Source organism: Spongiactinospora sp. 9N601, assembly GCF_044326295.1.
Lineage (GTDB): Bacteria > Actinomycetota > Actinomycetes > Streptosporangiales > Streptosporangiaceae > Spongiactinospora > Spongiactinospora gelatinilytica.
Map to the genome: position 1 here is coordinate 205,851 of NZ_JBIRBB010000001.1, position 12,808 is coordinate 218,658.

Below are 12,808 nucleotides of genomic sequence, written 5' to 3' on the forward strand. Positions count from 1 at the left end.
CTGACTTTTCGCGATTTGTACGGCAGCAACGGACGGGGGCCCACCGTACCCGCGAACCAGAAGTGATCAGAAAGATCATGCACGCCGCCCCCGCGAAGGGGGCGGACGTGCGTGATCGCCGGTGTGTCGGAGCCGTCAGACCAGCGGACGGGCCGTCGGGGGGATCGCGACGGGCAGTGCCGTGCGGCCGGTGAGGTAGCGGTCGGCCGCCGCGGCGGCCGAGCGACCCTCGGCGATGGCCCAGACGATCAGCGACTGCCCCCGGCCCATGTCGCCCGCCACGAAGACGCCGTCCAGCGCCGACATGTAGGAGACGTCACGGGCCACGTTGCCCCGGGCGTCGAAGAACGACCCGCCCTCCCCCGACCGCCCGGCCAGGTCGGCGAGCAGGCCGCCGTGCTCCGGGCCGACGAAGCCCATCGCCAGCGTGACCAGCTCGGCGGGGATCTCCCGCTCGGTGCCGGGGATCGGCTTGAACCCGCTGCCCGGGCCCTCCACCTCCACCAGGCGCAGCGCCCTGACCCGCCCTTCGGCGTCGCCGGCGAACTCGGTCGTGGACACCGCGTACACCCGGTCGCCGCCGTGCCCGGCCAGCTCCTCGTGGGCGCTTTCCATCTTGAACAGCGTCGGGAAGGTCGGCCACGGCTGACCGCCCGGCCGCGACTCCGGCGGCCGGGGCATGATCTCAAGCTGGGTGATCGAGGCCGCGCCCTGACGCAGCGCCGTGCCGATGCAGTCCGCCCCGGTGTCGCCGCCGCCGATCACCACCACGTGCTTGCCCTCCGCCGAGATCGGCGGAACCGCGTAGTCGCCCTCCTGCACCCGGTTGGCGAGCGGAAGGTACTCCATCGCCTGGTGGATGCCGTCCAGCTCGCGGCCGGGCACCGGCAGGTCGCGCCAGGCCGTCGCGCCGCCCGCGAGGACCACCGCGTCGAACCGCTCGCGCAGCTCGGCGGCGGTGATGTCCACGCCGACGTTGACGCCCGTGCGGAACTCGGTGCCCTCGGCCCGCATCTGCGCGATGCGCCGGTCGATGTGCCGCTTTTCCATCTTGAACTCGGGGATGCCGTACCGCAGCAGCCCGCCGATCCGGTCGGCCCGCTCGAACACCAGGACGTCGTGGCCCGCGCGGGTGAGCTGCTGGGCGGCGGCGAGCCCGGCCGGACCGGAGCCGACCACCGCGACACGCTTGCCGGTCCTGGTCTGCGGCGGCTGCGGGGTGACCCAGCCCTCGGCGAAGGCCCGGTCGATGATCTCCACCTCGACCCGCTTGATCGCGACCGGGTCGGAGTTGATCCCCAGCACGCACGCCGCCTCGCACGGGGCGGGGCACAGCCTCCCGGTGAACTCCGGGAAGTTGTTGGTGGCGTGCAGCCGTTCGATCGCGTCGCGCCAGTCGTCGCGGTAGACGAGGTCGTTCCACTCCGGGATCAGGTTGCCCAGCGGGCAGCCGTTGTGGCAGAACGGGATGCCGCAGTCCATGCACCGCGCGGCCTGCCTGGCCAGCGCGGGCCGCGGGAAGTCGGTGTAGACCTCCCGCCAGTCGCGGATGCGCACGTCCACGGGCCGGCGCGCCGGCAGCTCGCGCGGGTGCGTGAGAAACCCCTTGGGGTCGGCCATCGTCGAACCTCCCTTATCCGTGCGCGGCGGCCATGACCGCCTCGTCGATGTCGCGCCCCTCGGCCTCGGCGGCGGCCCGCGCGGCGAGCACCCGCTTGTAGTCCCGGGGCATGATCTTGCCGAACCGGCTCGCCGCCGCCTCCCAGCCGGCGAGCAGTTCCTTGGCGACCGTGGAGCCGGTCTCGGCCAGATGCCGCTCGACGATCTGGCGCAGGAACTCGGTGTCGGCCTCCTCCAGCGGCTCGATCTCGACCATCTCGCGGTTGACCCGCGCGATCTCAAGGTCGAGCACGTAGGCGATGCCGCCCGACATCCCGGCCGCGAGGTTGCGCCCGGTGGGCCCGAGGATGACGGCCCGGCCGCCGGTCATGTACTCACAAGCGTGGTCGCCGACGCCCTCCACCACGGCGGTGGCGCCGGAGTTGCGGACGCAGAACCGCTCGCCGACGATCCCGCGGACGAACACCTCGCCCGAGGTTGCTCCGTACAGGCCGACGTTCCCGGCGATGACCTGGGTCTCGGCGGCGAACTGCGCGTCCTGGTGCGGCCGGACGACCAGCCGGCCGCCGGACAGGCCCTTGCCCAGGTAGTCGTTGGCGTCGCCGGTCAGGCGCAGCGTGATCCCCCTGGGCACGAACGCCCCGAAGGAGTTGCCCGCGCTGCCGCTGAACGACACGTCGATGGTGTCGTCCGGCAGGCCGGACCCGCCGTACCGCTTGGTGACCTCGTGGCCGAGCATGGTGCCGACCGTGCGGTTGACGTTGCGGATCGGCAGTTGCAGGGTGACCGGCTCGCCCAGGTTCAGCGCGCCCTCGGCGAGCTGGATGAGCGTGTTGTCCAGCGCCCGGTCCAGGCCGTGGTCCTGGGCCTGGGTACGGCGCAGCGACGCGCTCGCCGGCACCTCCGGGCGGTACAGGATCGGCGACAGGTCCAGCCCGGACGCCTTCCAGTGGTCCACCGCCGCCCGGGTGTCCAGCAGTTCGCTGTGCCCGATGGCCTCGTCCAGCGACCGGAACCCCAGTTCGGCCAGCAGCTCGCGGACCTCCTCGGCGATGAACTCGAAGAAGTTGACCACGAACTCCGGCCTGCCGGAGAACCGCTTGCGCAGCTCCGGGTTCTGGGTGGCCACGCCGACCGGGCAGGTGTCCAGGTGGCAGACGCGCATCATCACGCAGCCCGACACCACCAGCGGCGCGGTGGCGAAACCGTACTCCTCGGCGCCGAGCAGCGCCGCCACCACCACGTCGCGGCCGGTCTTGAGCTGGCCGTCCACCTGCACCACGATCCGGTCGCGCAGCCCGTTGAGCAGCAGGGTCTGCTGGGTCTCGGCCAGGCCCAGCTCCCACGGCGCGCCCGCGTGCTTGATGCTGGTCTGCGGCGAGGCGCCGGTGCCGCCGTCGTGCCCGGAGATGAGCACCACGTCGGCGTGCGCCTTGGACACCCCCGCCGCGACCGTGCCCACCCCGACCTCGGCCACCAGCTTCACATGGACGCGGGAGGCCGGGTTGGCGTTCTTCAGGTCGTGGATGAGCTGGGCGAGGTCCTCGATGGAGTAGATGTCGTGGTGCGGCGGCGGCGAGATCAGGCCCACGCCCGGCGTGGAGTGACGGGTGCGGGCGATCCACGGGTAGACCTTGTGGCCGGGAAGCTGGCCGCCCTCGCCGGGCTTGGCGCCCTGCGCCATCTTGATCTGCAGGTCGGTCGCGTTCACCAGGTACTCGCTGGTCACGCCGAACCGGCCGCTGGCCACCTGCTTGATCGCGCTGCGCCGTTCGGCGTCGTAGAGCCGCTCGGGCTCCTCGCCGCCCTCGCCGGTGTTGGACTTGCCGCCCAGCCGGTTCATCGCGATGGCCAGCGTCTCGTGGGCCTCCCTGGAGATCGACCCGTAGGACATCGCGCCGGTGGAGAACCGCTTGACGATCTCGGCGACCGGCTCGACCTCCGACAGCGGCACCGGCGTGCGCCCGCGCAGCCGGAACATGCCGCGCAGGGTCATCAGCCGCTCGGACTGGGAGTCCACCAGGCCGGTGTACTCCTTGAAGATCTCATAGCGGCGGGTGCGGGTGGCGTGCTGGAGCTTGAAGACGGTCTCGGGGTTGAACAGGTGCGGCTCGCCCTCGCGCCGCCACTGGTACTCGCCGCCGACCTCAAGGCGGCGGTGGGCGTTCTCCGCCCGGGGGTAGGCGCGACCGTGCCGCTCGGCGATCTCGCGGGCGAGCACGTCGAAGCCGACGCCGCCCAGGCGGGAGGTGGTCCCGGCGAAGCAGGCGTCGATGACGTCCTGGCCCAGGCCGAGCGCCTCGAAGATCTGCGCGCCGGTGTAGGAGGCGACGGTGGAGACCCCCATCTTGGACATGACCTTCAGCACGCCCTTGCCGTACGCCTTGATCAGGTTGCGTACGGCCTTGCGCGGGTCGAGGTCGAGCACGCCGGTGGCGATCATGTCCTCGACGGTCTCGATGGCCAGGTAGGGGTTGACCGCGGAGGCGCCGTAGCCGATCAGCAGCGCCATGTGGTGGCACTCCCTGGCCTCGGCGGTCTCGATCACCAGACCGGCCCGGGTGCGGCTCTTCTCCCTGATCAGGTGGTGATGTACCGCTCCAGTGAGCATCAGCGCCGGGATCGGCGCCATGGTGGCGGAGGAGCCGCGGTCGGACAGCACGATGATCCGCGCGCCGCCGGCGATGGCCCGCGACACCTCGGCGCGGATCTCCTCAAGGCGCGCGAGCAGCGCCTCGCCGCCGCCCGCGACCTCGTACAGGCCCGAGACGACGTGCGGCTGGAAGCCGGGCAGCCCACCCTCGTCGTTGATGTGGATGATCTTCGCGAGCTCGTCGTTGTCGATCACCGGGTACGGCAGTACCAGCCGCCGGCAGGAGGCAGGCCCCGGCTCCAGCAGGTTGCCCTCGGGCCCGATGGTGGACTGCAGCGAGGTGACCAGTTCCTCGCGGATGGCGTCCAGCGGCGGGTTGGTGACCTGCGCGAAGAGCTGGCTGAAGTAGTCGAACAGCAGCCTGGGCCGCTCGCTCAGCACCGCCACCGGGGTGTCGGTGCCCATCGACCCCAGCGGCTCGCCGCCGGTCCTGGCCATCGGGGCCAGGATGACCCGCAGCTCCTCCTCGGTGTAGCCGAACGTCTGCTGCCGCTTGACCAGCGCCTCGTGGGTGGGGATCTGCCGCTCGCGGGCGGGCAGCTCCTCGAACCGGACCAGCCCGGCGTGCAGCCACTCCTCGTACGGCAGGGCGGCGGCCAGCTCGGCCTTGATCTCGTCATCCTCGATGATCTTGCCGCGGGCGGTGTCGATCAGGAACATCCGGCCCGGCTGGAGGCGGCCCTTGCGGACCACGTCCTCGGCCGGGATGTCCAGCACGCCTGCTTCGGAGGCGAGCACGACCAGGCCGTCCCCGGTGACCCAGAACCGGCCGGGGCGCAGGCCGTTGCGGTCCAGGACGGCGCCGACCAGGGTGCCGTCGGAGAAGGTGATCGACGCCGGGCCGTCCCACGCCTCCATCAGCGTGGAGTGGAACTCATAGAACGCGCGCCGGGCGGGGTCCATCTCGGTGTGGTTCTCCCACGCCTCGGGGATCATCATCAGCACCGCGTGCGGCAGGCTGCGCCCGCCCAGGTGCAGCAGTTCCAGGCACTCGTCGAAGGAGGCGGTGTCGGAGGCGTCGGGGTCGCAGATCGGGAAGAGCCGCGCCATGTCGCCGGGGATCAGCCCGGTGGCGAGCATCGCCTCGCGGGCCCGCATCCAGTTGCGGTTGCCCTTGACGGTGTTGATCTCGCCGTTGTGCGCGACGTACCGGTAGGGGTGCGCCAGAGGCCAGGAGGGAAAGGTGTTGGTGGAAAAGCGCGAGTGGACCAGCGCGATGGCCGACTCGAAGCGCTCGTCGGAAAGGTCGGGAAAGAACGGTTCGAGCTGCGGGGTCGTCAGCATGCCCTTGTAGACGATGGTCCGCGAGCCCAGCGAGGGGAAGTAGACGTCCACCTCGTGCTCGGCGCGCTTGCGCAGGCAGAAGACCAGCCGGTCCAGGTCGAGCCCGCGCTCGCCGCCCGGCGAGGCGACGAAGAGCTGCCGGAAGAACGGCATGACGGCGCGGGCCGACGGGCCTGCGTTGGTCACGTCGACCGGCACGTCGCGCCAGCCGAGTACGGTGAGCCCTTCCTCGGCGGCGATCTCCTCGATCATCCGCACGGCGATCGCCCTGGCCTCCTCGTCGAAGGGGAGGAACGCGATGCCGGCCGCGTAGGCCCCGGCCGCGGGCAGCGGGAAGCCGGTGACCACGCGCAGGAAGGTGTCGGGAATCTGGGTGAGTATGCCGGCGCCGTCACCGGTGTCCGGTTCGCTCCCCTTGGCCCCACGGTGATCGAGATTGCAGAGCGCGGTCAGCGCCTTGGCGACGATGTCGTGGCTGCGCCGGCCTGCCACGTCGGCGACCATGGCGACACCACAGGAGTCGTGCTCGGTGGCGGGGTGGTACAGGCCCTGGGGCTCGGGGAACCCGAGGCGGGCAGCAGGCATTGAATCCCTCCCGTCGTCTTCGTCTGCTGGTGGCTACAGGCGAGGGACGACGTTGGCCCTGCTGCGATTGTGGGTAGAGGTTACCGTACCCTGCCGGAATAGTGCCCATCAGGTCGGCATCACGAACATCCGGCGCGATGTCCGGCAGGTGCCATCGGCGGCATCGTCGCCGCCGCGGTGGCCGGAGAAAGGGGTGTGCCGGTCGGGGCTAGGTGGCCCGCACCACGCGGGCGGTCGCCGCCCGGCCGAGGGTGTCCAGCGCCAGCAGGTGGCGGGTGAGGTCAGTGTCCGGGCCGCCGGTCAGCGGCGCGGCCCAGCTCACCGCCACGAAGTGGCCGAGGGCCCGCGCGTGGGCGCGGCTGCGCGCCGCGTCGAAGTCGCCCGGCACACCGGGCGCGAGCCGTACGAACCCCCCGGCACGGCCGGCCAGCGCGTCCACCAGGCGGTCGGCCGCCGCCGCGTCGGCCAGGTTGAAGATCATGAACTGCCCGGCCACCCGGCCGTCCGGCGTGTCGTACCCCGTCCGCAGCGCCTGCGTGCAGCCGGTCACCGCCGCGGTCACCGCGTCGCCCCACACCGCCTCGGCGCACTCGCCGGGCAAATCGGTCTCCCCCCGGTTCATCACCACCTTGCCCGAGCGCACCTGCCCCGCCGCGAACACCTCCGCCACGGTCAGCGGGGCCGGGTCCTGTGCCCGCGCGGCGATCGGCGCGTACACCGCCGAGGTGCGGTCGCCGCGCACCACGGCGGCCCCCGGCGGGTCATCGACCAGGAACCAGGCCAGCAGGCCCGCGGCGACGGCGAGCAGGCAGACGGCGGACACGGCGATCACGATGGTACGGCGGGACATGGCTCCTACTGCGTCGGCGTGCCCGAGGCGGCCACGATCCTGCGGTACACCGACTTCTCCACGCCGCGCACGGCCAGCGAGAGCGTGACGAAGTCGTCGGACTCGGCAGGCTCGGCCCCGTCGCCACGGCCGATCCACACCAGCCCGGCGTAGTGGCCCATCGCGTGCCCGCTGGCCTCGGTGTGCCCGTCGCGCGGCATCGCGGCCCGCTCGGCGGGCAGCGCGGCGGCCCAGCCGCCCCGGTGCAGGGTCTCAAGGTCTTGGACCAGGGTGTTGGCGGCCTCGGTGTCACGCAGGTTGAACAGCGTGTACTGGGCGACGTAGCGGTTGTCGGCGCTCGCGTACAGGCCGCGCAGCGCCTGGCTGCACTCCGCCGCGGCGAGCCGTTCGGTGAGCGGGGCGCCCCACACGGCGGTGGCGCAGTCGCCGTCCAGCTTGGTCGCCACCAGCTTCAGGCTGATCTTCCCGGCCTTGAGGGTCTTCTGGCCGAAGACCTCCTTGACGGTGAGGGCCTGGGTGTCGGTGGTCCGCGCGGCGATCGGGGTGAACACCGAGGTCGAGGCCCACCCGTGGTAGGTGTCCGGCCTGGCCTGCACCGGGCCGGTGGCCGATTCGGCCTCCCCTGCGCCGACCCCGCCGCCGAGGGAGGTCACCGCGTAGGTGAGCGCGACCGCGGCGATGATCACTCCCGCGGTCACCGCGATGATCGTCAGAATGCGCTGCTGGCGGTGGTCCAGCCCCCACCGGGCCAGCGCGTTCTCCTCCAGGGGCGGCGGAGGTGGAGTACGGCGCGGCGATGGTGGCGGGGTGCGGCGCGGTGGCGCGGCACGGCGGCGCCTGCGCGCGGGGGCCCTGCTCACTCGCCGGGCACCGGCGAGGCGCCGATGCCGGTGCGGCGCGGCCGGTGGGTCCCGGCCGAGCCGCGTGTACCGCGCACGGTCATCTGGCGCCGGCCTCCGGCTCCGTGCCGACCTGTACCGAGTCGTCCTCGTCCGCCTCGGCCTTGACCCGGGCGGCGGCCCGCGCCTCCTCGGCGTCGGCCTGGTCGGTGTCGTGCGCCGGGTCGGGCGAGCCATCGCGCCCGGAGGCAGGGGTCGCGCCGGCCGCGGCGCTCTCCTCGGCGTCGGCCTGGTCACTCGGATGCGCGGGGTCATCGGAATCGCCGTCGCCCACCCTGCCGGCCGCGGCGCTCTCCTCGGCGTCGGCCTGGTCACTCGGATGCGCCGGGTCATCGGAATCGCCGTCGCCGGCCTTGCCGGCCGCGGCGGTGGCGGCGGGTTCGTCGTCGGCCTCGTCGGCCTGGTCGCCCGGGTGCGCCGGGTCGCCGGTCTCGTCCGGCGGCTCGCCCAGGGACTCCTCGCCGGTCTTGTTCCTGGCCAGCCAGAAGAAGGCGAGCGCCGCCACGAAGAGCACGATCGAGGTCCACTGGTTGAGCCGCAGGCCGAGGATGTGGTGGGCCTCATCGACCCGCAGCCCCTCGATCCAGAAGCGCCCGAAGGTGTATCCGGCGACGTAGAGCGCGAACAGCCGGCCGTGCCGCAGCGTGAAGCGCCTGCCCGCCCAGATCAGCACGAACGCCAGCGCGAGGTTCCACAGCGACTCGTACAGGAAGGTCGGGTGGTAGGTGTCCGCGCCGACGACCGTGCCGTCGCGGCCCGGGTCGATCTCCAGCCCCCACGGCAGATCGGTGGGCTTGCCGAACAGCTCCTGGTTGAAGTAGTTGCCCCAGCGGCCGATGGCCTGGCCCACGGCGATGCACGGGGCGAGGGTGTCGGCGATCGCGCTGAGCGCGATGCCGCGGCGGCGGCACGCGATCCAGACCCCCACCCCGCCGAGCGCGATGGCCCCCCAGATCCCCAGGCCGCCGTTCCAGATGTAGAGCGCCTCGATCGGCCGGTCGGGGAAGTAGAGCTGGTAGTCGGTGATGACGTGGTAGAGCCGCCCGCCGACGAGGCCGAAGGGGACGGCCCACACGGCGAGGTCGACGATGGTGCCCGGGGCGCCGCCGCGGGCGCGCCAGCGGCGCTCGCCCATCCAGACGGCGACGATGATGCCGAGCAGGATGCAGAGCGCGTACGCCCGCAGCGGGATTGGTCCGAGGTACCAGGTGCCCTCGGACGGGCTGGGAATCGAGGCGAGGGGCATGTCAGGTGAGATTAGCGTGTCGGGGGCCTACTTGGCGGCGGCATTGAGAACGGCTTGACGAAGATCGGCGGGCTTGAACGCCGTGTCGTTGAGCTCGGTGCCCGCCAGGAGCACGGTCGGGGTGCCCCGCTTGATCACGCCTGAGCCGAGCACCTGCTTGCTGTAGTCTTGGTGGGCCTTGGCCTGCTCCTGAGAGGTCACGCACTTCTCGAAGGCCGGGTCCTCGATGCCGGAGTCCTTGCCCCAGTTGACGAGGTCGGCCAGCTCGAAGCCCTTGACGGTCTCGCTGGGCTGCTCCTCGAACAGTTTGTCGTGGAAGGCCAGCCACTGCCCGGCGGGGGCGCACCGCGCCGCCGCGGCGGCCCGGACCGAGTTGGACTTGGTCGGCTCCGTCCCGAAGATCGTGATCGGGTGGAAGACGACCTTGACCTTGCCCTCGGCCGCGAGGTTCTTCACCGTCGCGCCGCTGGTCTCCTCCAGCGCCTGACAGGCGGGACACTGGAAGTCCTCGTAGATGTCGAGCACCGGGCCTTCGACGCCCGGCTTGGCCATCACCACCGTGCCGTCGGCCTGCTTGGTGATCGGCGCGGTCGCCGTGGTGGCGGTCTCGGACCGGCTGCTGGACGCGGCGTACCACATGCCCGCGCCCACGGCGATCACGGCGGCGGCCGCCGCGGCCACGATGGTGGTGACGCGCTTGCGCTGTTCGCGCTTGCGGTCGGCCTCACGCTGGGCCTTGATGCGCTCGCGCGCTCCGGCGTCACCAGAGGTCTTGCGACCCATCAGCCGTTCTCCTTAGTATCGGGAGCCTCCTCGGCGTCCCACTCGTCGTCGTGGCGGTCGTACGGCTCGCGATCGGGCGCCAGCCCGAGTGCGGAGTCGAGCGCGAAGCGCCCGGGCGGGCGGATCGTGATCCAGGCGGCCAGCAGCGCGATGCCGAAGTCCCTGACGATCTCCAAGAGGTAGTTGGGGTCCACTCCCGCCGCCAGCTCGCCGCCGCCGCCGAAGCAGCCGCAGTCGATCCGCAGCCCGCGGGCCCACGCGGAGGCGATGCCGATGACGAAGGCCAGCATGAGCAGCGCGGAGATCGCTCCCGCGATCCTCGTGAGCAGGCCGACAACCAGCAACACCCCTACGACTATCTCCAGGATAGGCAGGCCGTAGCCCACCACGGTCGCCACGGCGCCCGGCAGCAGCTCGTACGCCTCGACGGCCCGGACCGACAGCGCGGGGTTGCCGATCTTGAGCCATCCGGCCACGATCAGCACGCCCGCGACCACCAGCCGAGCAACGGTCGTCACCCAGGGTAGCGCCTGCGCGACAGTGCGCGACCGGATCGACGCGGACGGTTCTGATGTCACGAGCACCATGGTCTCCTAAAGGGGAGGTGGTCCTTGCACCGGGCGGACTGAAAGCGCACAGTACCCGTTGTCATGAGATCACGGGGCGCATAAGAGTGGGGTAAGACCTGCAAGTTCTTACGTTGTCGTCGGCAAAGACCCGCAAGTCACGCGATTCAGGCGGCCCTCGAAGAGCCGCCGTGTGGGCGGGCGCCCGCTACCGTCAGTGCCCGCTACGCCGTACGCCCGCCGCGAGTTCGGCGGCCAGCTCGCCCACCGACCGCAGCCCGGCCGCCTCGTCGGGGGCGTCGAGCAGGCGGCGGCAGAAGGCCGAGCCGACGATGACCCCGTCGGCGTAGCCGGCCACCTCGGCGGCCTGCGTGCCGGTGCCGACGCCCAGGCCCACGCAGACCGGCAGCTCGGTGTGCGAGCGGGTGCGCTTGACCAGGCTCTCGGCGGCCGAGCCGACGCTCTCCCTGGCGCCCGTGACGCCCATCAGGGAGGCCGCGTAGACGAACCCGGAACAGCAGTCGGTCACCGCCGCGATGCGCTCCTCCGTGGAACTCGGCGCGACCAGGAACACCGTGTCGAGGCCGGCCTTGGCCGACGCCTCGCGCCACTCCTGCGACTCTTCGGGGGTGAGGTCGGGAGTGATGGTGCCCGCCCCGCCCGCGTCGGCCAGGTCACGGGCGAAACGCTCGGCGCCGTAGCGGTCGACCGGGTTCCAGTAGGTCATCACCAGGGTGGCGGCGCCCGTCGCGGCCACGCCCTCGACGGTGCGCAGCACGTCGGCGATGCGGGTGCGGTTGGTCAGGGAACGGTGCACCGCGTCCTGGATGGTCGGGCCGTCCATCAGCGGGTCGGAGTACGGGAGGCCGATCTCGATCACGTCACAGCCCGACTCGACCATGACCGAGGCCGCGGCGATGCCGCCCTCCTTGGTGGGGAACCCGGCCGGGAGGTAGCCGACCAGGGCCGCCCTGCCCTCCGCGCGGGTCTTCCCGAACACCGAGGCCAGGGTCGTCGTGGATTGCGTCATCGAATGGCGTCCGTTCTCACCGGGCCGGGCCTGCGGCGGCCCCGCCCCTTTCAAAGTCGGGTGTCACAGGTTGAAGTAGCTCATCGCGGTGCCCATGTCCTTGTCGCCGCGCCCCGACAGGTTGACCAGGATGATCGCCTCGGGGCCCAGCTCCGGGCCGAGCTTGAGCGCCCCCGCCAGGGCGTGGGAGGACTCGATGGCCGGGATGATGCCCTCGGTCTTGGCCAGCAGGGCGAAGGCGGCCATGGCCTCGTCGTCGGTGATGCCCGCGTAGGTCGCCCGGCCGGTGTCCTTCAGCCAGGCGTGCTCGGGGCCCACCCCGGGGTAGTCGAGGCCGGCGGAGATCGAGTGGGACTCGATGGTCTGGCCCTCGTCGTCTTGGAGGACGTACGTGCGCGAGCCGTGCAGCACCCCGACCGTGCCCGCGGAGAGGGTGGCGGCGTGCTCGCCGCTGTCCACGCCGTGCCCGGCGGCCTCGTAGCCGTACAGCTTGACGTCGCGGTCGGCGATGAACGGGTGGAAGATCCCGATCGCGTTGGAGCCGCCGCCGATCGCAGCGGCGACCGCGTCGGGCAGCCGGCCGTAGCGCTCCAGCACCTGGCGGCGGGCCTCGACCCCGATGATGCGGGCGAAGTCGCGGACGATCTCGGGGAATGGATGCGGCCCCGCGACCGTGCCGAACAGGTAGTGGGTGTGGTCGACGTTGGTCACCCAGTCGCGGAACGCCTCGTTGATGGCGTCTTTGAGGGTCTTGCTGCCGTTGTGCACCGGGACCACGGTCGCGCCCAGGAGCTTCATCCGGGCGACGTTGAGCGCCTGGCGCTCGCAGTCGACCGCGCCCATGTAGATCACGCACTCCAGGCCGAGCAGCGCCGCGGCGGTCGCGGTGGCCACGCCGTGCTGGCCCGCGCCGGTCTCGGCGACCAGCCGGGTCTTGCCCAGCCGCCTGGTCAGCAGGGCCTGGCCGAGCACGTTGTTGATCTTGTGCGCGCCGGTGTGGTTGAGGTCTTCACGCTTGAGCAGGATCCGCGCGCCGCCCGCGTGCGCGGCGAACCGCGGCACCTCGGTGATCGGCGTCGGCCGGCCCGCGTAGTCGCGCAGCAGGTGGTCGAACTCGCGCAGGAACTCCGGATCGGTCTTGGCCTTGGCGTACTCGGCCGCGACCTCGTCGAGCGCCGGGATCAGTGCCTCGGGCACGAAACGGCCACCGAAGCGCCCGAACTTGCCGTTGCTGTCGGGATCGTCACCGAGCACGGCGTTTCCGGCCAGGTCGGCGGTCGTGAGGACGGATC

9 protein-coding genes are annotated in these 12,808 nt (G+C 71.9%); all 9 read right to left on the minus strand.

Features of this window, described 5'->3' with window-relative positions; translation table 11 throughout:
- Window positions 1–135 precede the first annotated feature (135 nt).
- A complete protein-coding gene (locus tag ACH34R_RS00880; protein ID WP_397559358.1) occupies window positions 136–1,620 on the minus strand; it encodes a glutamate synthase subunit beta in 1,485 nt (494 codons plus the stop codon).
- Between the two features lie 13 nt (window positions 1,621–1,633).
- The gene (gene gltB / locus ACH34R_RS00885; protein WP_397559359.1) at window positions 1,634–6,142 is read right to left on the minus strand and encodes a glutamate synthase large subunit; all 4,509 of its coding nucleotides are present in this window, start codon (window positions 6,140–6,142) and stop codon (window positions 1,634–1,636) included.
- A 208-nt stretch (window positions 6,143–6,350) separates the two neighbouring features.
- Entirely contained in the window at window positions 6,351–6,992 is a 642-nt protein-coding gene (locus tag ACH34R_RS00890; protein WP_397559360.1) for a hypothetical protein, read from the minus strand.
- A 5-nt stretch (window positions 6,993–6,997) separates the two neighbouring features.
- Window positions 6,998–7,852, minus strand: a complete 855-nt coding sequence (locus tag ACH34R_RS00895; RefSeq protein ID WP_397559361.1) for a hypothetical protein — start codon at window positions 7,850–7,852, stop codon at window positions 6,998–7,000.
- A gap of 79 nt (window positions 7,853–7,931) precedes the next feature.
- Window positions 7,932–9,137 (minus strand): prolipoprotein diacylglyceryl transferase, encoded by a 1,206-nt coding sequence (lgt, locus tag ACH34R_RS00900; RefSeq protein WP_397559362.1) that lies wholly within the window; start codon window positions 9,135–9,137, stop codon window positions 7,932–7,934.
- 27 nt (window positions 9,138–9,164) lie between these two features.
- Window positions 9,165–9,920: a DsbA family protein gene (locus ACH34R_RS00905; RefSeq protein ID WP_397559363.1), complete on the minus strand. Its 756-nt coding sequence runs from the start codon at window positions 9,918–9,920 to the stop codon at window positions 9,165–9,167.
- Window positions 9,920–10,438 (minus strand): MauE/DoxX family redox-associated membrane protein, encoded by a 519-nt coding sequence (locus ACH34R_RS00910; protein ID WP_397559364.1) that lies wholly within the window; start codon window positions 10,436–10,438, stop codon window positions 9,920–9,922. The genes ACH34R_RS00905 and ACH34R_RS00910 overlap by 1 nt, the downstream gene beginning before the upstream one ends.
- A 262-nt stretch (window positions 10,439–10,700) precedes the next feature.
- A complete protein-coding gene (gene trpA, locus ACH34R_RS00915; RefSeq protein WP_397559365.1) occupies window positions 10,701–11,516 on the minus strand; it encodes a tryptophan synthase subunit alpha in 816 nt (271 codons plus the stop codon).
- 63 nt (window positions 11,517–11,579) lie between these two features.
- Window positions 11,580–12,785 carry a tryptophan synthase subunit beta gene (gene trpB / locus ACH34R_RS00920; protein WP_397559785.1) on the minus strand — a complete coding sequence of 402 codons (1,206 nt, stop codon included), beginning with the start codon at window positions 12,783–12,785 and terminating at the stop codon, window positions 11,580–11,582.
- Window positions 12,786–12,808: the final 23 nt, after the last annotated feature.

Coding starts and splice junctions, on each gene's coding strand:
- ACH34R_RS00880 (WP_397559358.1), bottom strand. CDS start 1,620: ATGGCCGACCCCAAGGGGTTTCTCACGCACCCGCGCGAGCTGCCGGCG.
- gltB (WP_397559359.1), bottom strand. CDS start 6,142: ATGCCTGCTGCCCGCCTCGGGTTCCCCGAGCCCCAGGGCCTGTACCAC.
- ACH34R_RS00890 (WP_397559360.1), bottom strand. CDS start 6,992: ATGTCCCGCCGTACCATCGTGATCGCCGTGTCCGCCGTCTGCCTGCTC.
- lgt (WP_397559362.1), bottom strand. CDS start 9,137: ATGCCCCTCGCCTCGATTCCCAGCCCGTCCGAGGGCACCTGGTACCTC.
- ACH34R_RS00905 (WP_397559363.1), bottom strand. CDS start 9,920: ATGGGTCGCAAGACCTCTGGTGACGCCGGAGCGCGCGAGCGCATCAAG.
- trpA (WP_397559365.1), bottom strand. CDS start 11,516: ATGACGCAATCCACGACGACCCTGGCCTCGGTGTTCGGGAAGACCCGC.